The organism is Pseudomonas pudica (genome assembly GCF_015680405.1).
In the GTDB taxonomy this organism is placed as follows: Bacteria; Pseudomonadota; Gammaproteobacteria; order Pseudomonadales; family Pseudomonadaceae; genus Aquipseudomonas; species Aquipseudomonas pudica.
In genome coordinates this window covers 23345-43350 of the sequence record NZ_JADLJS010000007.1, presented here as the reverse complement: position 1 = coordinate 43350, position 20006 = coordinate 23345, and the positions used below count along the sequence as shown (strand labels likewise).

Here is a 20006-nt window from a genome sequence, read left to right as displayed (position 1 = left end):
CAACGGCGCTGCAGCTCAACGTTCGTGAACGTAGGTGCCTGGGGCGGCTTCGCCTGCGGCATAGGCACGGTTGCCCAGGCGGGTCGGCGCCTTCTTCAGCTCGCCGGCGCGCTCGGCCAGCCAGCTCTGCCAGTGCAGCCACCAGGAGTCGGCATGCTTGGTGGCGTTCTCCTGCCAGGCCACTGGGTCACCCGGGCGATCGGCGCCGGTCATGAAGCGCGCCTTGGGGTTGCCCGGCGGGTTGAGGATGCTCTGGATATGGCCACTGTTGGACAGTACGAATTCGATCTTGCCGCCGAACAGGTGCGCCGAGCGATAGCAGGACTGCCAAGGGGTGATGTGGTCTGCGGTGCCGGCCACGCTGAAGATGTCGCACGGCACTTTCTTCAGGTCGATCGGGGTGCCGCACACTTCCAGGGCGTCCGGGCGGGTCAGCGGGTTGCTCTTGAACATCTCGATCAGGTCGCCGTGGAAGGCGGCCGGCAGGCGCGTGGTGTCGTTGTTCCAGAACAGGATGTCGAACACCGGCGGTTCGTTGCCGAGCAGGTAGTTGTTGACCCAGTAGTTCCAGATCAGGTCGTTGGGGCGCATCCAGGCGAACACCTTGGCCATCTCGCTGCCTTCGAGCACCCCGGCCTGGTAGGAGTGGCGCTTGGCGGCCTCCAGGGTCTGCTCGTCGACGAACAGGGCGACCTGGTTGTCCAGGGTGGTGTCCAGCACGCTGACCAGCAGGGTCAGGGCATTGACCTTGTTCTCGCCAAGGGCGGCATAGTGGCCGACCAATGCCGTGCAGGTGATGCCGCCGGAGCAGGCACCGAGCATGTTCAGGTCCTTGCTGCCGGTAATAGCCAGCACCGCGTCGACCGCTTCCTTGAGGGCATCGATGTAGGTGGACAGGCCCCATTCGCGCTGGGCCTTGGTCGGGTTGCGCCAGCTGATGATGAAGGTCTGCTGCTGCGAGCGCAGGCAGTAGCGCGCCAGGCTCTTTTCCGGGCTCAGGTCGAATACGTAGAACTTGTTGATCTGCGGTGGCACCACCAGTAGAGGTCGGGCATGCACCTGCTCGGTGATGGGGCTGTACTGGATCAGCTCCAGCACGTCGTTGCGGTACACCACGGCACCTTCGCTGGTGCCCAGGTTCTTGCCCACTTCGAACGCGTCCATGTTCACCTGGCTGGGCATGCCACCGTTGTTGACCAGGTCCTTGGCCAGGTTGGACAGGCCATCGAGCAGGCTCTTGCCGCCGGTTTCGAAGAAACGTTTGACCGCTGCCGGGTTGGACAGGGTGTTGGTCGGGGCCATGGCTTCGGTCATCAGGTTGATGACGAACTGGCCGCGGCTGATGTCCTGGGGCGACAGGTCGCTGCTGCCGATCCAGTCCTGCAGCTCCTTGCGCCAGGCCAGGTAGGTTTGCAGGTAGCGGCGGTAAAGCGGGTTGTTGCTCCAGGCCGGGTCATTGAAGCGACGGTCGTCGCTTTCCGGGGCAAGGCTGGACTTGCCCAGCAGCACGTTCTTCAGCTCCAGGCCAAAGTGGGCCACATGCTTGGCGCTGTGCAGCGGTTGGCGCACGGCCTGGCGCAGCACGGTGCGTGCCGAGCTCAACAGGTCCTTGCGACGGATACCGATGACCGGGTTCAGCCCCAGGGTGTTTTCCGAGGCCTGCCGCTGCAGCTCATCATTGTTCTTGTTACTCATCTACGACGCTCCGTTGTCCTGAGACGAGTACCGGTTGCTGTGACGGGTGCACAGTTCTGAGCCCGGTACTGCTACTCGGGTGACCAGTGATAAGGAACAGCGGTGCTGCGAGGGTGCTGACTACCTGCAATTCGATGCAGGGAACTTGCCACCCCCCATTGGTTACCCGACTTTCATGTAATGCGCAAGACAGCCCGTCACTGGGCTGTCTGTAAGGCATTCAAACAGATGATTTTAGAAAATGCGCTCTAAATCCCGCAGGCCTTGCGCTAGAGCATGAGTTTAACCACCGACTCGGCGGGGTCGCGGGACTTCCCAGCCTTGTGCAGTTCGTCGAGGTACTCGGCCCACAGCTGTTCCTGGCGCAGACACAGCTGCTCGAGGTATTCCCAGGTGAACAGGCCGCTGTCATGGCCATCGTCGAAGGTCAGTTTCAGTGCGTATTGGCCGGCAGGCTCCAGGCCGCTGAGGCCAACGTTGATCTTGCCGAACTGCAGGATGGGGTTGCCGTGGCCCTGGACCTCGGCGGAGGGAGAGTGCACGCGCAGGAATTCGGCGGGCAAGTGGTAGACCTCGCCGGGGGCGTAGGTGAGGCTGAGGGTTTTCGAGGCTTTGTGCAGGTTGATGGCGGTGGGCAGGCGGGCCATGGCTGGAATCTCTGGAGAACTGATGGTGTACAGCTTCGGGAGATTCGGGGGATTGTGCAAGGGGGCTGCTTTGCAGCCCAATCGCCGGCAAGCCAGCTCCCACAGGTACTCCACTGGCCTTGAGGGCCGCGCTGACTTGTGGGAGCTGGCTTGCCGGCGATTGGGCCGCAAAGCGGCCCCGTGCGGTCTTACAGGATGTAACGCGACAGGTCTTCGTTCTGCGCCAGCTCACCCAGGTGGCTGTTCACATACGCTGCGTCGATCTGGATCGGCGCTTCGTCATGAGTGCTGGCCAGGTCGCCAGCGCTGAACGACACCTCTTCGAGCAAACGCTCGAGCAGGGTGTGCAGGCGGCGGGCACCGATGTTCTCGGTCTTCTCGTTGACCTGGTAGGCAATTTCGGCCAGGCGCTTGATGCCGTCGGCGAGGAACTCGATGTTCAGGCCTTCGGTCTTGAGCAGGGCCTGGTACTGTTCGGTCAGCGACGCGTGCGGCTCCTGCAGGATGCGCTCGAAGTCTTCCGGAGTCAGTGCCTTGAGCTCCACACGGATCGGCAGGCGGCCTTGCAGTTCGGGCACCAGGTCGCTCGGCTTGCTCAGATGGAACGCACCCGAGGCAATGAACAGGATGTGGTCGGTCTTGACCATGCCCAGCTTGGTGTTGACGGTGCAGCCTTCGATCAGCGGCAGCAAATCGCGCTGCACGCCTTCACGGGACACGTCGGCGCCGCCAACGTTACCGCGCTTGGCAACCTTGTCGATTTCGTCGATGAACACGATGCCGTGCTGTTCGACCGCTTCCAGGGCCTTGGCCTTGAGCTCTTCCTCGTTGACCAGGCGGCTCGCTTCTTCATCGCGAACCATCTTCAGCGCTTCTTTAACCTTCAGCTTGCGCGCCTTGCGCTTGCCTTTGCCCATGTTGGCGAACAGGCTCTGCAGCTGGTTGGTCATTTCTTCCATGCCGGGCGGCGCGGCAATTTCGACGCCCACTGCATCGGCCACTTCGATCTCGATTTCCTTGTCGTCCAGCTGGCCTTCGCGCAAGCGCTTGCGGAACAGCTGGCGGGTGTTGGAGTCGGTGCTGGTCTGCGCGGCTTCCTCGGCGAAGCTGCTGACCCGCGCCTGCGGCAGCAGGGCGTCGAGGATGCGGTCTTCGGCGGCGTCCTCGGCGCGGTGGCGCACGCGGATGATCTCTTGCTCACGCAGCATCTTCAGCGCGGCATCGGCCAGGTCGCGGATGATCGACTCGACGTCGCGGCCCACGTAGCCCACTTCGGTGAACTTGGTGGCTTCGACCTTGAGGAACGGCGCGTTGGCCAGCTTGGCCAGGCGGCGGGCGATCTCGGTCTTGCCGACGCCGGTGGGGCCGATCATCAGGATGTTTTTCGGGGTCACTTCTGTGCGCAGCTCGGCGGGGAGCTGCATGCGCCGCCAACGGTTGCGCAGGGCGATGGCCACGGCGCGCTTGGCGTCGTCCTGGCCGATGATGTGGCGGTTGAGTTCGTGGACGATCTCGCGGGGGGTCATGGACATGATGAAAATGGTCCTCGGGCGGAATGAATCAGCGTGGAAAAACCCCATCACCGGGATGAGGCGCCAGAACAGCTGATCAGTCGGCCAGGTCCTGCTCCTCGATGGTCAGGTTGTGGTTGGTGAACACGCAGATATCGCCAGCGATGTTCAGGGCGGTCTCGGCGATTTCACGGGCCGAGAGGTCGGTCTTGTTCAGCAGGGCGCGGGCTGCGGCCTGGGCGTAGGCGCCGCCGGAACCCATGGCGATCAGGCCGTCTTCGGGCTCGACCACATCGCCGTTGCCGGTGATGATCAGAGAGGCGTCCTTGTTGGCCACGGCCAGCATGGCTTCCAGGCGGCTCAGGGAACGGTCGGTACGCCATTCCTTGGCCAGTTCCACGGCGGCGCGGACCAGATGGCCCTGATGTTTCTCGAGCTGGCCTTCGAAGCGCTCGAACAGGGTGAACGCATCGGCGGTGGCGCCGGCGAAGCCCGCGATGACCTGGCCGTGGTACAGGCGGCGCACCTTCTTGGCGTTGCCTTTCATCACGGTGTTGCCGAGGGATACCTGGCCGTCGCCGCCCATGACGACTTTGCCGTTACGGCGGACAGAAACGATGGTGGTCAAGGGGAGAGTCTCCACGCAGCGGGGCGAAAGTGCCTGATGCAGACTCATATGGGGGTGGGGGGAAGGATTTCAACCGTGGGGGATGAATGGTCGGTGCAGGCTCAAGGTTGTACGCGGTCAATGTGGGAGCGGCCTTGCGTCGCGAAAGGGCCGCGCAGCGGCCCCAGGTTCTCGGCATCATGCATAGATTGCTGGGGCCGCTTTGCGGCCCTATCGCGATACAAGGCCGCTCCCACAGGGGTTACTCAGGCCTCGTGGCAGACATGCCCATCGACCAAGGTATAACGCACCGCACCCGGCAGGCAGTGGCCGATGAACGGGCAGTTCTCGCCACGCGAGAACCACTGCTCGCCGGCCACAGTCGAGGCTTGCGGGTCGAACAGCACCAGGTCGGCCGCGCCACCCACTTTCAGCTCGCCGGCCGGCAGGCGCAGGGCCGCCGCCGGGCCGCTGCTCAGGCGGGCCAGCAAGGTTGGCAGGTCGAGCAGGCCGTCCTGCACCAGGGTCATGGCCAATGGCAACAGCAGCTCGACGCTGCTGATGCCCGGCTCGGTGGCGCCAAACGGGGCCAGCTTGGCGTCGCGCTCGTGCGGCTGGTGGTGGCTGGAAATCGCCTGGATCACCCCCGACTTCACCGCCTCGCGCAGGCCGTCGCGGTCGGCGGCGGTGCGCAGCGGCGGCTGCACGTGGTACAGGCTGGAGAACTCGCGCAGCGATTCGTCGGTGAGAATCAGCTGATACAGCGCCACATCGGCGGTCACCGGCAGGCCCAGGGCCTGTGCCTGGGCGATCAGCCGCGCGCCGCGGGCGCTGGTGATCTGGGTGAAGTGCGCACGCACGCCGGTCTGTTCCACCAGCAGCAGGTTGCGCGCCAGGGCCACGGTCTCGGCGGTTTCCGGGATGCCCGGCAGGCCGAGGAAGCTGGCCATGGCACCTTCGTGGGCCAGGCCACCGTGGGCCAGGTCGCGGTCCTGGGAGTGGAACACCACGGTCAGGTCGAAGGTGGCGGCGTATTCCAGGGCGCGGGCCAGGGTACGGTTGTTGGGGATTTCCTTCAGGCCATTGCCGAAGGCCACGCAGCCGGTGTCGCGCAGGGCCACCAGCTCGGCCAGTTGCTCGCCTTCCAGGCCCTTGGTCAGGGCGCCGATCGGGTAGACCTTGCTGTTGGCGGCCTCGCGGGCGCGGTCGAGGATCAGTTCTGCCACGGCCGAGGTGTCCAGCACCGGCTTGGTCTGCGGTGGGCAGCACAGGCTGGTGACACCGCCGGCGACGGCGGCGCGGGTTTCACTGGCGATGTTGCCTTTGCGGCTGTAGCCCGGCTCGCGCAGGGACACGCCGAGGTCGACCAGGCCGGGCGCGGCGACCAGGCCATCAGCCTGGATCGTGCGGCTGGCGCTGAACCCGGCCGGTGCGGCACCGATGGCGGCAACGCGGCCGCCGTCCAGGTGCAGGTCGGTGACCTGGTCCAGGCCGCTGTTGGGGTCGATGACCCGGGCGCCGAGAATACTGATGGTCACTGGGCGTTCTCCTGGTCGAATTGACGTTGCGCGTTCTGCCCGCTCATGGCCATGGACAGCACGGCCATGCGCACGGCGATGCCGTAGGTGACCTGGTTGAGGATCACCGAGTGCTTGCCGTCGGCCACCGCCGACTCGATTTCCACGCCACGGTTGATCGGGCCCGGGTGCATGACGATGGCGTCGGGCTTGGCGCCGGCCAGGCGCGCGGTGGTCAGGCCGAACAGGCGGTAGAACTCGCCTTCGCTGGGCAGCAGGCCACCGGCCATGCGCTCACGCTGCAGGCGCAGCATGATCACCACATCGACGTCCTTCAGGCCTTCGGCAAGGTCGGTGTATACCTTCACACCGTACTGCTCGATACCGATCGGGATCAGGGTTTTCGGGCCGACCACGCGAATGTCCGGGCAGCCCAGGGCTTTGAGCGCCAGCATGTCGGAGCGAGCCACGCGCGAGTGCAGGATGTCGCCGACGATGGCCACCGACAGGTTCTCGAAGCTGCCCTTGTGGCGGCGGATGGTGAGCATGTCGAGCATGCCCTGGGTCGGGTGCGCATGCCGGCCGTCGCCGCCATTGATCACGGCAACTTCCGGGCACACGTGCTCGGCGATGAAGTGCGCGGCCCCGGAATCGGAGTGGCGCACCACGAACATGTCGGCGGCCATGGCTTCGAGGTTGCGCAGGGTGTCGAACAGGGTTTCGCCCTTGCTGGTCGAGGAGGTCGACACGTTCAGGCTGATCACGTCGGCCGACAGGCGCTGGGCCGCCAGTTCGAAGGTGGTACGGGTACGTGTGGAGTTCTCGAAGAACACGTTGCACACGGTCTTGCCGCGCAGCAACGGGACTTTCTTCACGGCCCGGGCACCGACTTCCAGGAAGGAGTCGGCAGTGTCGAGGATCTCGGTGAGCAGTTCGCGGGGCAAACCGTCGAGCGAGAGGAAGTGGCGCAGCTGGCCCTGATCATTGAGCTGCAGCGGGCGCTTGGCGTCGATTGGCGTCATCGCGGGGGACTCTTAAAGGGCGGAAGCGGAGGCGAGGTCCTGGCGCTCGAGGGCGAGCGGTGCGGGTCCGGTCAATTTTACCCGTTCATGGGCGGCCAGCGACAGGGTGGCGCCGAGTACATTCGGGCGGATTGGCAGTTCGCCGGCATCCAGGTCCAGCAGGCAGACCAGGGTGACGCTGGCCGGGCGGCCATAATCGAACAGTTCGTTGAGCGCGGCGCGCACCGTGCGGCCGCTCATCAGCACGTCATCCACCAGCACCAGGTGCTGGCCCTCGACCTCGAACGGCAGCTCGGACGGGCGCACTTGCGGGTGCAGGCCGTTCTGGCTGAAGTCGTCGCGATAGAACGACACATCCAGAGTGCCCATGGGGCTGGTGTCGCCCATGGCTTCCTGCAGGGCCTGGGCAACCCAGACGCCGCCGGTGCGGATGCCGATGTAGCGCGGTTCGGTAATTGCCCGGCGGGCCAGGTGGGCGCGAAGGTCGACGGCCATCTGCCGAATCAGTTCGGCTGGATCGGGTAGGCTCATTGCAGGCTCCTCGGAAGGGTGCGCCGGGCGGGCCCGGCGGCAAAGATGATCAGGTATTGGCCTCCAGCCAGCCTTGCAGCAACAGGGCGGCCGCGATGGCATCGACCGGGTTGTCGCGGTAGCTGCCGCGCTGGCCGCCACGGGCCATGCGCTCGCCCTTGGCCTCGAAGGTGGTCAGGCGTTCGTCGTGGGTGTGCACGGGCAGGTTGAAGCGGCCGTTCAGGCGGCGGGCGAACTTTTCTGCGCGGGCGCTCATTTCGCTGGGGGTGCCGTCCATGTTCAGCGGCAGGCCAACGACGATTGCGTCGGGCTTCCATTCGGCAATCAGCTTTTCCACCTGGGCCCAGTCCGGCACGCCGTTCTGTGCCTTCAGGGTGCAAAGCTCGCGGGCCTGGCCGGTGACCACCTGGCCGACGGCCACGCCGATCTGTTTGCTGCCGTAGTCGAAGCCCAGCAGCAGACGCAGTTCAGGGTGCAGTTCGGCCATCAGGCATGGCCCGCCTGGCTGGTCAGCAGGTTCAGGTTGATCCCCAGGCTGGCGGCGGCGGCTTCCAGGCGCAGGTCACTGGTCAGGCCGAAGATGATTTCCGGGTCGAACGGGCAGTTGAGCCAGGCGTTGTCGGCAAGCTCCGCTTCCAGTTGGCCCGCTTCCCAGCCGGCATAGCCCAGGGTGATCAAGCTCTGTTTCGGACCTACGCCGGCGGCGATGGCAAGCAATATGTCCTGCGAAGTGGTCAGCGATAGCCCCTCCAGCGCCACGGTGGCCTGGAAACTGCATTCGCTGCTGTGCAGCACGAAGCCGCGGTCGGTCTGTACCGGGCCACCTTGGTAGATCGGAACCTGCAAGGTGCTGGCCGGTGGCATTTCGTCCGGGCGCAGCTGCTCGAGGATGTCGGCCAGGTTCAGCTCCTGCGGCCGGTTGACCACCAGACCCATGGCGCCATGGGCATTGTGCTCGACAATGTACGTGAGGGTCTGGGCGAAGTTCGGATCGGCCATGTGCGGCATGGCGATCAGGAACTGATGCTTGAGGTAGCTCGGCGTGAGGGTTTTCATGGGGGATAGTGTGGCGCCAGGTGGCGAGGCTGACAAGGTGCTCGGCATGGCTGTTTTGAGGCTGCTGTGCAGCCCATCGCCGGCAAGCCAGCTCCCACACCGATCGCATCGATCTCAAGCCATGTGCTATCCCTGTGGGAGCTGGCTTGCCGGCGATGGGGCGCAAAGCGGCCCTGATTCAGTTACTGGACAGACGGTCCCCACGGGCAAAGCGCCACGTGCGGATGATCTCCAGCCGGTCAAACTCGGCCAGGTCCCCGGTAAACGGCGCAAACGGCGCCGCCAGCCGCACGATGCGCTGCGCCGCCTGGTCCAGCACCGGTTGACCGGACGACTCCAGCACCAGCACTTCGTAGAGCGAGCCATCGCGGTTGATCGACACCATCATGCGCAGGTTGCCGTAGATCTGTTGCCGGCGCGCTTCGTCGGGGTAGTTCAAATTGCCCACACGCTCGACCTTCTTGCGCCACTCCTCCTTGTACCAGGCACCCTTGTCGCGCATGGTCGATGCAGCATTGAGCCGGTGGATGCGTGGGCGCTTGGCGTACATCTGCTGTTCGTTGGACAGCTCCGCCTCCAGGCTGGCGATCTGGCTGGACAACTGCGAGCTGTCGAAGTCCGGTGCCGGGGCTGCCGGCTTGGGCTGCGGCTTGCTTTCCTTGGGCTTGGGCTCGACCTTCTGTGGCTTGGGCGCCGTGGTCACTACCGCCGACTTCTGCGGGACAGGGGGCAGTACCACCTCGGGCTTCGCGGCGGGTGGCGGGGTGATCTTGTTGATCTTGCTGTCCTGGAACGGTGCCAGTTCGGTGGTCTTGGGCACCGCTTTCTTGTCCAGGGTGCCGCTGCCCTGCTGGTTGTCCTGGGCCTGGAAATCGGCCTTCTCCGGCGGTTTCTCGCTCTTGAAGGTGGCCAGGGTGATGTCCATGGTGTGGCGGATTTCGGCAGGCTTGACCACGCTGAAGCCGACGCCAAGGATCAGCGCCAGGTGCACCAGGGCGGCCAGGAACAGGGTAAAGCCGAGCCGGTCCACCGGGCGAACACGGGGGGGGAGCAGGTCGGCGGGGATGTCAGCGGGCAGCGTCATCAGGTTTCCAGCAACCGCAGGGCGGGGTAGCAGGCCAGGCCAAAAGGACCCGCATCATACCCCACTCTGGGTTGTTGCCGTGCGTCGGCGGTCAGCGCGCCTTCAGCTGGCGATCAATGGCATCCATCAATTTCCCGCCGATATCGGTGTTGTAGGCGGCATCGATCTCGCGGATGCAGGTGGGGCTGGTGACATTGATTTCGGTGAGGTAGTCGCCGATCACGTCCAGGCCCACGAACATCAGGCCCTTCTCGCGCAGGGTCGGGCCGACCTGGGCGGCGATCCAGCGGTCGCGGTCGGTCAGCGGGCGTGCCTCGCCACGGCCGCCGGCGGCCAGGTTGCCACGGGTCTCGCCGCTGGCCGGGATACGCGCCAGGCAGTAGTCCACCGGCTCGCCGTCGATCATCAGGATGCGCTTGTCGCCGTCGACGATCTGCGGCAGGTATTCCTGCGCCATGATCTGCTGGTTGCCGTGCTGGGTCAGGGTTTCCAGAATCACCGACAGGTTCGGGTCGTCCTTGCGGTGGCGGAACACCGAGGCGCCGCCCATGCCGTCCAGCGGCTTGAGGATCACGTCACCGCGGCTGTTGGCGAACTCGCGCAGGATGTCGACACGGCGGCTGACCAGGGTCGGCGCCATGCACTGCGGGAACTGGGTGGCGAACAGTTTTTCGTTGCAGTCGCGCAGGCTCTGCGGGCGGTTGACCACCAGCACGCCTTCGCGCTCGGCCTGCTCCAGCAGGTAGGTGCTGTAGACGAACTCCATGTCGAAGGGCGGGTCCTTGCGCATCAGGATCACGTCCAGCTCGGCCAGCGCGCTGTCCTGCTCATCGCCCAGCTCGAACCAGCGGGCCGGGTCGGCGAACACTTTCAGCGGGCGCATCTGCGCACGCGCCTGGCCGGCGCCCAGGTACATGTCGCGCTGTTCCATGTAGAACAGGCTCCAGCCGCGCGCCTGTGCGGCCAGCAACATGGCCAGCGAGCTGTCCTTCTTGTAGGAGATGGACGCGATGGGGTCCATGACAATGCCGAGGCGAACGCTCATGGGGTGGTTCCTCTTGGCGGCGCATGGCCGCGATGGATCGAAAGAAAAGTGGCTCAGGGTGGCGCCGTGAGCGCCGCCGGTCAAGGGGCTCCGCAGATGGAACGGCCACCCGGAGTGTGCTAAAAATGCCAGTCATAGCGCTATACAACAGGCCTTTGCGGCTGCTGCGCAGCCCTATCGCGACGCAAGGCCGCTCCTACAGGAGATTGCGGTCCCTTGTAGGAGCGGCCTTGTGTCGCGATAGGGGCGCGAAGCGGCCCCAGGAATTCGGCATAAGCAGCGACGGTAGCCCAAGTGATGGAACAACCCCTGAAGGTGATGGTGATCGACGATTCGCGCACGATCCGCCGCACCGCGCAGATGTTGCTCGGTGAAGCGGGCTGCGAGGTGATCACCGCCAGTGATGGCTTCGATGCCCTGGCCAAGATCGTCGACCACCAGCCCAGCATCATCTTCGTCGATGTGTTGATGCCGCGCCTGGACGGCTACCAGACCTGCGCGGTAATCAAGCACAACAGTGCCTTCAAGAACACCCCGGTCATTCTGCTTTCGTCACGTGACGGTCTGTTCGACAAGGCCCGCGGCCGGGTGGTCGGCTCCGACCAGTTCCTGACCAAACCGTTCAGCAAGGAAGAACTGCTCGACGCGATCCGCGCCCACGTGCCCGGTTTTGCCGCAGCCCAACAACACGCACCCTGACCGCGCCCCGCCATGGCACGGTCTTTCTTTCCTGATGGGGAACCAGCATGGCCCGAGTTCTGATTGTCGACGACTCGCCGACAGAGATGTACCGATTGACCGAATGGCTGGAAAAGCACGGCTACCAGGTGCTCAAGGCCAACAACGGTGCCGATGGCGTGGCCCTGGCCAGGCAGGACAAGCCCGACGCGGTGCTGATGGACATCGTCATGCCCGGCATGAACGGCTTCCAGGCCACCCGCCAGCTCAGCAAGGACCCGGAAACCAGCGCCATCCCGGTGATCGTGGTCACCACCAAGGACCAGGAAACCGACCGTATCTGGGCCACGCGCCAGGGCGCTCGTGACTTCCTGACCAAACCGGTGGAAGAGGACGCGTTGATCGCCAAGCTCAAAGAAGTGCTCGGGGCTTGACCACCCGCCCGCAGGGCGCGTCGCTGACCGCCTTCGAGTTGTTGCTGGACATCGACCGGCGCTGCCGCCTGCTGGTCGCCGACCAGCCGCCGCAGGACAACCGCCTGCAACAGTGGAGCGGCATCGGCTTTCGTATTGCCGGGCAATGGTTCGTCGCGCCCATGGGCGAGGTTGCCGAGGTGCTGCGCGAACCGCGCAGCAGCCGCGTGCCCGGCGTGCAGCCGTGGGTGTGCGGGGTAGCCAACCTGCGCGGCCGGCTGTTGCCGGTGATGGACCTGAGCAGCTTCTTCGGCCTGGGCCACGCCGCCCCGGGCAAGCAGCGGCGGGTGCTGGTGCTGGACCACGAGGACCTGTTCGTCGGCCTGCTGGTGGACGAGGTGCTGGGCCTGCAGCACTTTGCCCTCGACAGCCTGCAGCTGTCGCCACCACAGCCGCTGATCCGCGCCGCTGCACCTTTCGTGCAGGGGCACTTCCCGCGTGAACGCAACTGGGCGATCTTCAGCCCCTTCGCCCTGGCCCAGGCGCCGGGCTTTCTCGATGTGGCGTTATAGGACCTGCGAACGTGAACAAGCCTGTCACCCCCGTCACCACCGTGACCCCGCGTACCCGCAGCATCGCGCAGATCACCTTGTTGTTCCTGATCCTGATCCTGTCGATCATCCTGCTGTTCGCCAACTTTGCCTACCTGAATACCCAGTCCAACTACGACAAGCAGTACATCGGCCACGCCGGCGAACTGCGGGTGCTGTCGCAGCGCATCGCCAAGAACGCCACGGAAGCCGCCACCGGCAAGGCCCTGGCCTTCAAACTGCTGTCGGACGCGCGCAACGATTTCGAGCGGCGCTGGGGCTACCTGCGTGAAGGTGACAAGTCCACCGGCCTGCCACCCGCGCCGCCCACGGTGCGTGACGAGATGGAGGCGGTACGCCGCGACTGGGAAAACCTGCGCAAGAACACCGACACCATCCTGGCCAGCGAGCAGACGGTGCTGTCGCTGCACCAGGTGGCGGCGACCCTGGCCGAGACCGTGCCGCAGTTGCAGGTGGAATACGAGAAAGTGGTCGAAATCCTGCTGCAGAGCGGCGCCCCGGCCAGCCAGGTGGCTGTAGCCCAGCGTCAGCTGCTGCTGGCCGAACGCATTCTCGGCTCGGTCAACACCGTGCTGGCCGGTGACGACGCCGCGGCCCAGGCGGCCGACGCCTTCGGCCGCGATGCCGGGCGCTTCGGCCAGGTGCTCGAGGGCATGCTCAGTGGCAACGCGGCGATCCAGGTGACCCGTGTCGAAGACGCCGACGCTCGTGCGCGCCTGGCCGAAATTGCCGAGCTGTTCCAGTTCGTTGCCGGCTCGGTGGATGAAATCCTCGAAACCTCGCCGGAACTGTTCCGGGTGCGCGAGGCTGCCGGCAACATCTTCAGCCTGTCGCAAACCCTGCTCGACGAGGCCTCGCACCTGGCCAACGGTTTCGAGAACCTGGCCGGCGGGCGCACCCTCGACACTGTCGGCGGCTATGTGCTGGGCCTGCTGGCGCTGGCTTCGATCATCCTCATCGGCCTGGTGATGGTGCGCACCACCAACCGCCAGCTGCGTGAGACAGCGGAAAAGAACGAACGCAACCAGCAGGCGATCATGCGCCTGCTCGATGAAATCGAAGAGCTGGCTGACGGCGACCTGACCGTGACCGTATCGGTGACCGAAGACTTCACCGGCGCCATTGCCGATTCGATCAACTATTCCGTGGACCAACTGCGCGACCTGGTCGCCACCATCAACCACAGCGCCGTGCAGGTCGCTGCCGCCGTGCAGGACACACAGAACACCGCACGCCAGCTGGCCAAGGCCTCCGAACACCAGGCCGAGCAGATCAGCGAGGCATCCGAGGCGGTAGGCGACATGGTCGAGTCGATAGACCGGGTTTCGGCACACGCCTACGAGTCGGCCAAGGTGGCCGAACGCTCGGTGGCGATCGCCAACAAGGGCAACGAGGTGGTGCACAACACCATCAACGGCATGGACAACATTCGCGAGCAGATCCAGGACACCGCCAAACGCATCAAGCGCCTCGGTGAGTCTTCCCAGGAAATCGGCGATATCGTCAGCCTGATTGACGACATTGCCGACCAAACCAACATTCTCGCGCTCAACGCGGCGATTCAGGCCTCGCTGGCCGGCGAGGCTGGCCGTGGGTTCGCCGTGGTTGCCGACGAAGTGCAGCGCCTGGCCGAGCGCTCGTCGTCGGCCACCCGGCAGATCGAGGCGCTGGTGCGCACCATCCAGGCCGACACCAACGAGGCGGTCATTTCCATGGAGCAGACCACCGCCGAAGTGGTGCGCGGTGCCCGCCTGGCCCAGGATGCCGGGGTGGCGCTGGCCGAGATCGAAGGCGTATCGCAGAACCTCGCCGATCTTATCCACAGCATCTCCGATGCCGCCCAGCTGCAGACTTCGTCTGCCGGGCAGATCTCCCACACCATGGCGGTCATCCAGCAGATTACCGCGCAGACCTCCGCCGGTTCCGGCGCCACCGCCGACAGCATCCGCCATCTGGCACGCATGGCCAGCGAGATGCGCCGTTCGGTGTCCGGATTCACCCTGCCGCCACCAGCAGAGCCCAAGTGAATGGTCCTGCTGAAGAGCCGCGCCGAGGAGTGCCCATGGCTGTAGCACCAGTAAGCCCCGAGCGCCACGACACGGTGGCGCTGGCCTGGACCAAGGCCGCCATCCTCGACTGCCTGGGCCAGGCGCGCCAGGCGCTGGAGCGCTTTGCCGGCGAGCCTGGCGACCTGTCGATGCTGGCATTCGTGGTCGACAACCTGCACCAGGTGCACGGCTGCCTGCGCATGCTCGAACTGCGCGGCGCCACGCGCCTGGCCGAAGAACTGGAACTGTTCGCCAAGGCCCTGGCCGATGGCCAGGTCAGCCCCCGCGGTGATTGCCTGGGCGCGTTGTTCCGCGGCCTGGAGCAATTGCCGTCGTACCTGGAGCGCCTGCGCGGCGCCCGCCACGACCTGCCTCTGGTGATGCTGCCGCTGCTCAACCAACTGCGTGCCTGCCGTGGCGAGGAGCCATTGGCCCAGGCCAGCCTGATCAGCGGCGCCGCCCAACGCTTTGCCGGTGCCGACGACCTGGCCAACCTCGACCTGTCGCTGGGCAACTGGCGCGAGCAGCTGCAGGCAGGGCCTGGCCGCGATGCCCTGCGCTCGGTGGTGACCGCGCTGTGCGACGACCTGATGCGCATCAAGGAGCGGCTGGACCAGTTCGTGCGTGGCGACCGCCAGAACAGCGAGCAGCTCGATGCACTGCTGGCGCCCCTGCGCCACGTGGCCGACACCCTGGCAGTGCTGGGCTTCCAGCAGCCACGCCGGGTGATCATCGACCAGGTGCTGGCGCTGCAGGCCCTGGCCCAGGGCGAGCGGGCCGTGGACGACGCGGTGTTGATGGATGTAGCAGGGGCCTTGCTGTACGTGGAGGCTACGCTCAACGGCATGGTCGGCCCGCTGGAGGAAAACGGCCAGGGCGGCCTGCCGGGCTCGGACCTGGCCGAGATCCGCCAACTGGTGTTGAACGAGTCGCTGAACGTACTGCAGCAGGCCAAGGATCTGATCGGCGATTGCCTGGAGTCCGGCTGGCCGCGGCAACGCCTGCAACCCTTGCCAGGGCTGTTGCAGCAGATTCGCGGTGCGCTGGCGATGTTGATGCTACCAGCCGTGGCCGAGCTGTTTGCCGGTTGCGCCAGCTATGTGCAGCGCTGGCTGCAGCACCTGGAGATGGAGCCCCCAGCCGATGAGCTGACGCACCTGGCCGAGGCCCTGAGCGCCGCCGAATGCTACCTGCAATGGCGGGTGGCGGACCCATTGGCGGATGGCCAGCCCTTCATCGACATGGCGCGCGCCAGCCTTGCGGCGCTGGGGGTGCACTGCGCGCTGGTCGAGGCCACCGCGGGCCGCGATGGCAGCGCTGATGGCATCGATGACGAGTTGCGTGAAGTGTTCCTCGACGAGGCCGGTGAGCTGCTGCCGGAAATCGAGCGCCACTGGCTGCGCTGGCGTGCCGATAACCAGCAGCGCGAGGCATTGGGAGAAGTGCGCCGTGCCTTGCATACGCTCAAGGGCAGCGGCCGCATGGTGCATGCCGAGGCGGTGGCCGAACTGGCCTGGGGCGCCGAACACCTGCTGAACCGGGTACTCGAGGGCCGCAGCGTGCTCGGCCCGGAAGGCGTTGTGGCCCTGCAGCAGGTATTCGTCTACCTGCCCGACCTGCTCGCCGACTTTGCCGCAGGCCAGTTACCGCAACTGACGGAAATCGAGGAGCTGGCCGGGCATCTGCATGCCCTGGCCGAAAACGATGCCCCGGTGGCAGCTGACATCGATGGTCTCGACCCGCAATTGCTCGACATTTTCCGTAGCGAGGCGCAGGGCCACCTGGCCAGCCTGGATGCTTTCCTGCAGGGCGCCGACGGCCACGATACGCAGGTCAGCGATGGCCTGCAGCGCGCCCTGCATACGCTCAAGGGCAGTGCCGCCATGGCCGGGGTGATGCCGGTCGCCGAACTGGCCACCGCCTTCGATCGCCTGGCACGTGAATACAAAGGCCACCAACTGCCTCTGCAAATGGCCGAGATCGAATGGCTGGAAGCTGCTCGCTCGCTGTTCCACCTGGGCCTGGCGCAACTCGATAGTACGCCGCTGGCGGCCATCCCTGGTGCCGCGGAGCTGATCGAGCAGGTTGGCCAGGCGGTGGACGCGCACTTGGCCAGCTTGCATGACGACTCGCAGCATCAGCGGCGCAGCAAGCGCGACCCGCAGTTGATTGCCAGTTTCCTGGCCCAGGCCATGGATATCCTGCTGGATGCCGAATCGTTGCTGTCGCGCTGGCAGGAACAGCCCGGCCAGCGCGATGCGCTGGACACGCTGCTCGACGAACTGACCACCTTGGGCCACGCAGCACACTCGGCCGACCTGTGGCAGATGGATGACGTGTGCGAGGCCTTGCTCGACCTGTACGGCGCCGTGGAGGAGGGCAGCCTGCCCGCCGATGCGCGTTTCTTCGCCCACGTGCAACGGGCCCATGAGGCCCTGCTGGACATGCTCGACGAAGTGGCGGCCGGGCAGGACATCCCGCCAAGGTCGGGGCTGGTCGACAGCCTGCGCCACCTGCTGGGCCAGGCCCTGGCTCCGGAGGCTACCGGCCTGGTGGGCATCGACACGGTCACGCCGCTGCACCCGGACATGGACCTGGCCGATACCCTTGGCCTGGGGCCGGCGCACCACCCTTTGCTGCCTGCTGTGGCCGAGCCGCTGGTCGAAGAGCCGGAAAGCCCAGGCGAAGAGCTGCTGGAAGTCTTCCTCGAAGAAAGCTCGGACATCGTCGAGAGTGCCGCCGCAGCACTGGCGCGTTGGCAGGCCGACCCGCGCAACAGTGTGGAGGTGGACAACCTGATGCGCGACCTGCACACCCTCAAGGGTGTGGCGCGCATGGTCGAAATTGCGCCGATCGGCGACCTGGCCCACGAGCTGGAGTTTCTCTACGAGCTGCTGGCCGCTGGCCGTATGCCGCCTAGCGCACCATTGTTCGCCTTGCTGCAGAACTGCCATGACCGCCTGGCGCACATGCTCGATGCCGTGCGCCTGGGGCAGCCGTTGCATGCCGCCACCGCGCTGATCGACTACATCCGCAACTTCAGCTTCTCGGCCCTGGCCGATAGCGCCGCCGGCCAGGGGGCGGTCGAGGCCGCGACCAGTGAGGCGCCGGCGGTGGCACCGGAGCGGGCACCGGGCGACATGGTCAAGGTCGATGCCGAGCTGCTCGACGACCTGGGCAACCTGGCCGGTGAGCACTCGATCATCCGTGGGCGCATCGAGCAGCAGGTCAACGATGCGCAGTTCACCCTCAACGAGATGGAAACCACCCTCGAGCGCATGCGCGACCAGTTGCTGCGCCTGGACATCGAGACCCAAGGGCGGATATCCAGCCGGCAGCAGTTCGAAGGTGATGCGTATGACGACTTCGACCCGCTGGAAATGGACCGCCACTCGCAACTGCAGCAGCTGTCGCGGGCCCTGTTCGAGTCCGCCTCGGATTTGCTGGACCTCAAGGAAACCCTGGCACAGCGCGCCCAGGAGGCCTACAGCCTGCTGCAGCAGCAGGCGCGGGTGAACAGCCAGTTGCAGGAAGGCCTGACCGCCACCCTGATGGTGCCCTTCGAGCGCCTGGTGCCGCGCTTGCAGCGTGTGGTACGGCAGGTGGCCAGCGAGCTGGGCAAGCAGGTGGAGCTGGTGGTCGGCAATGCCGAGGGCGAACTGGACCGCAGCGTGCTCGAACGTATGGTGGCGCCGCTGGAGCACATGCTGCGCAACGCCGTCGACCATGGCCTGGAAAGCCGCGAAATGCGCCTGGCCGCCGGCAAGCCGGAGCAGGGCACCATTCACCTGAATCTGCTGCACGAAGGCGCGGACATCGTAATCGAAATGACCGACGACGGTGCCGGCGTGCCACTGGAAGCGGTGCGCCGCAAGGCCATCAAACGCGGCCTGCTGGACCCGCAGGCGCAACTGAGCGATCACGAAATCCTCCAGTTCATCTTGCGCCCGGGCTTTTCCACTGCCGAGAAGATCACCCAGATCTCCGGGCGTGGCCTGGGCATGGACGTGGTACATGAGGAGGTCAAGCAACTGGGCGGCTCGATGAGTATCGAGTCGGCCCAGGGCAAGGGCGCGCGCTTCCTGATCCGCCTGCCGTTCACCGTGTCGGTCAACCGTGCGCTGATGGTGCATCTGGGCGAAGAGCAGTACGCCATTCCGCTGAACACCATCGAGGGCATCGTCCGCGTGCCGCCGGCCGAACTGGCGGCGTGCTACCAGCTGGATGCCCCGCGTTATGTGTACGCCGGCCACGAATACGAGCTGCGCTACCTGGGTGAACTGCTGCAGGGCATGCCACGCCCGGCATTGCTCGGGCAGAGCGTGCCGCTGCCGGTGTTGCTGGTGCATTCCCAGGAGCAATCGTTCGCCATCCAGGCCGACAGCCTGTCGCCCAGCCGCGAGATCGTGGTGAAGAGCCTGGGGCCGCAGTTTGCCGCGGTTGCCGGGTTGTCGGGGGCGACGCTGCTGGGCGATGGCCGGGTGGTATTGATTCTCGACCTGCTGGGCCAGTTGCGTGGCCAGCAGCGGCGCCTGGCGCGCCTGCCGGGCGATGGTGCGGCCCGGCGCCAAGTGTTCGGCCCGGCGCCACGGCGGGCGTTGCTGGTAATGGTGGTGGACGATTCGGTGACCGTGCGCAAGGTCACCAGCCGCCTGCTGGAACGGCACGGCATGAGCGTGCTGACGGCCAAGGACGGGGTTGACGCCATGGCCCTGTTGGAAGAGCACCGCCCCGATGTGCTGCTGCTGGACATCGAGATGCCGCGCATGGACGGCTTCGAGGTGGCCACACGCATCCGCCGTGACGAGCGGCTGAAAGACTTGCCGATCATCATGATCACCTCGCGCACCGGGCAGAAGCACCGCGACCGAGCGATGGCCATCGGCGTCAACGAATACCTGGGCAAGCCTTATCAGGAGTCGGTCCTGTTGCAGAGCATTGCCCACTGGAGCCAGACCCATGCTTGAACTGATCGCCGGCCAGCGCAGCAGCCTGACCGGGCTTTTGCTGCCGTTGGGCGACCGTACCTTGGTGTTGCCCAACGTGGCGGTGGCCGAACTGAGTGGCCAGCGCAACCTGGTGTGTCAACGCGGCGAGCCGGCCTGGCACCTGGGCTGGATCGACTGGCGCCAGCAGCGCCTGCCGCTGATCGGCTTCGAAGCCGCGTGCGGTGGCGAGACACCCTGCGGCGAGCGGGCCCGCGTGGTGGTGCTCAATGCCCTGGGTGATACCGGCCTGCGCTACCTGGCGTTGTTGCTGCAAGACATACCGCGCTCGTGCAAGCTCGACAGCCAACTGAACTACGTGGACGTGGCGCTGGGCCGGCTGGAGCTGGCGGCAGTGCAGGTGGGCGAGCAGGTGGCGCGGGTGCCGGACCTGGTCGGGCTGGAACGGCTGGTGCGTGACGCGGAACTGCAACCTGACTTTGGGTAGGATGTAAGCCATAGGGCCTCTTCGCGGGTGAACCCGCTCCCACAGGGGCCCCCAAAAGCCTGAGGGCAGTGCCGTACCTGTGGGAGCGGGTTCACCCGCGAAGAGGCC

General features: G+C 65.8%; 17 protein-coding genes. 6 read left to right on the top strand and 11 right to left on the bottom strand.

The window, feature by feature from the left end:
- Positions 1-15: 15 nt before the first annotated feature.
- From phaC to gshB, 11 genes are all read right to left on the bottom strand, one after another.
- On the bottom strand, positions 16-1695 hold the full coding sequence (gene phaC, locus IRZ77_RS07585; protein WP_046613445.1) for a class II poly(R)-hydroxyalkanoic acid synthase: 1680 nt from the start codon (positions 1693-1695) through the stop codon (positions 16-18).
- Positions 1696-1964: 269 nt separating this feature from the next.
- Positions 1965-2342, bottom strand: a complete 378-nt coding sequence (locus IRZ77_RS07580; RefSeq protein ID WP_003249306.1) for a gamma-butyrobetaine hydroxylase-like domain-containing protein — start codon at positions 2340-2342, stop codon at positions 1965-1967.
- Between the two features lie 188 nt (positions 2343-2530).
- Positions 2531-3874: an ATP-dependent protease ATPase subunit HslU gene (gene hslU / locus IRZ77_RS07575; RefSeq protein ID WP_085599815.1), complete on the bottom strand. Its 1344-nt coding sequence runs from the start codon at positions 3872-3874 to the stop codon at positions 2531-2533.
- 76 nt (positions 3875-3950) lie between these two features.
- A complete protein-coding gene (hslV, locus tag IRZ77_RS07570) occupies positions 3951-4481 on the bottom strand; it encodes an ATP-dependent protease subunit HslV (protein ID WP_003249309.1) in 531 nt (176 codons plus the stop codon).
- Positions 4482-4726: 245 nt separating this feature from the next.
- On the bottom strand, positions 4727-5998 hold the full coding sequence (locus IRZ77_RS07565; RefSeq protein WP_046613441.1) for a dihydroorotase: 1272 nt from the start codon (positions 5996-5998) through the stop codon (positions 4727-4729).
- The gene (locus IRZ77_RS07560; protein WP_046613439.1) at positions 5995-6999 is read right to left on the bottom strand and encodes an aspartate carbamoyltransferase catalytic subunit; all 1005 of its coding nucleotides are present in this window, start codon (positions 6997-6999) and stop codon (positions 5995-5997) included. Before IRZ77_RS07560 ends, IRZ77_RS07565 begins: the two co-directional genes overlap by 4 nt.
- A gap of 12 nt (positions 7000-7011) precedes the next feature.
- A complete protein-coding gene (gene pyrR, locus IRZ77_RS07555; RefSeq protein ID WP_025340908.1) occupies positions 7012-7530 on the bottom strand; it encodes a bifunctional pyr operon transcriptional regulator/uracil phosphoribosyltransferase PyrR in 519 nt (172 codons plus the stop codon).
- 49 nt (positions 7531-7579) lie between these two features.
- On the bottom strand, positions 7580-8017 hold the full coding sequence (ruvX, locus tag IRZ77_RS07550; protein WP_013974530.1) for a Holliday junction resolvase RuvX: 438 nt from the start codon (positions 8015-8017) through the stop codon (positions 7580-7582).
- The gene (locus IRZ77_RS07545; protein ID WP_015272081.1) at positions 8017-8586 is read right to left on the bottom strand and encodes a YqgE/AlgH family protein; all 570 of its coding nucleotides are present in this window, start codon (positions 8584-8586) and stop codon (positions 8017-8019) included. The genes ruvX and IRZ77_RS07545 overlap by 1 nt, the downstream gene beginning before the upstream one ends.
- Before the next feature lie 178 nt (positions 8587-8764).
- Positions 8765-9670: an energy transducer TonB gene (locus IRZ77_RS07540; protein WP_108480789.1), complete on the bottom strand. Its 906-nt coding sequence runs from the start codon at positions 9668-9670 to the stop codon at positions 8765-8767.
- A gap of 91 nt (positions 9671-9761) precedes the next feature.
- Positions 9762-10715 (bottom strand): glutathione synthase, encoded by a 954-nt coding sequence (gshB, locus tag IRZ77_RS07535; protein WP_046613437.1) that lies wholly within the window; start codon positions 10713-10715, stop codon positions 9762-9764.
- A 297-nt stretch (positions 10716-11012) separates the two neighbouring features.
- Between gshB and IRZ77_RS07530 the strand changes: the two genes are divergently transcribed.
- The 6 genes from IRZ77_RS07530 to IRZ77_RS07505 are packed head-to-tail and all read left to right on the top strand — an operon-like array spanning position 11013 to position 19898.
- A complete protein-coding gene (locus IRZ77_RS07530; RefSeq protein ID WP_196173215.1) occupies positions 11013-11414 on the top strand; it encodes a response regulator in 402 nt (133 codons plus the stop codon).
- 47 nt (positions 11415-11461) lie between these two features.
- A complete protein-coding gene (gene pilH, locus IRZ77_RS07525; protein ID WP_025340906.1) occupies positions 11462-11827 on the top strand; it encodes a twitching motility response regulator PilH in 366 nt (121 codons plus the stop codon).
- Positions 11824-12378, top strand: a complete 555-nt coding sequence (locus IRZ77_RS07520; protein ID WP_003257767.1) for a chemotaxis protein CheW — start codon at positions 11824-11826, stop codon at positions 12376-12378. The genes pilH and IRZ77_RS07520 overlap by 4 nt, the downstream gene beginning before the upstream one ends.
- 11 nt (positions 12379-12389) lie before the next feature.
- Positions 12390-14444: a methyl-accepting chemotaxis protein gene (locus tag IRZ77_RS07515; RefSeq protein ID WP_046613435.1), complete on the top strand. Its 2055-nt coding sequence runs from the start codon at positions 12390-12392 to the stop codon at positions 14442-14444.
- A gap of 35 nt (positions 14445-14479) precedes the next feature.
- Positions 14480-19432, top strand: a complete 4953-nt coding sequence (locus IRZ77_RS07510; RefSeq protein ID WP_196173212.1) for a hybrid sensor histidine kinase/response regulator — start codon at positions 14480-14482, stop codon at positions 19430-19432.
- Positions 19425-19898 (top strand): chemotaxis protein CheW, encoded by a 474-nt coding sequence (locus IRZ77_RS07505; protein ID WP_046613432.1) that lies wholly within the window; start codon positions 19425-19427, stop codon positions 19896-19898. The genes IRZ77_RS07510 and IRZ77_RS07505 overlap by 8 nt, the downstream gene beginning before the upstream one ends.
- The last annotated feature ends 108 nt before the right edge of the window (positions 19899-20006 follow it).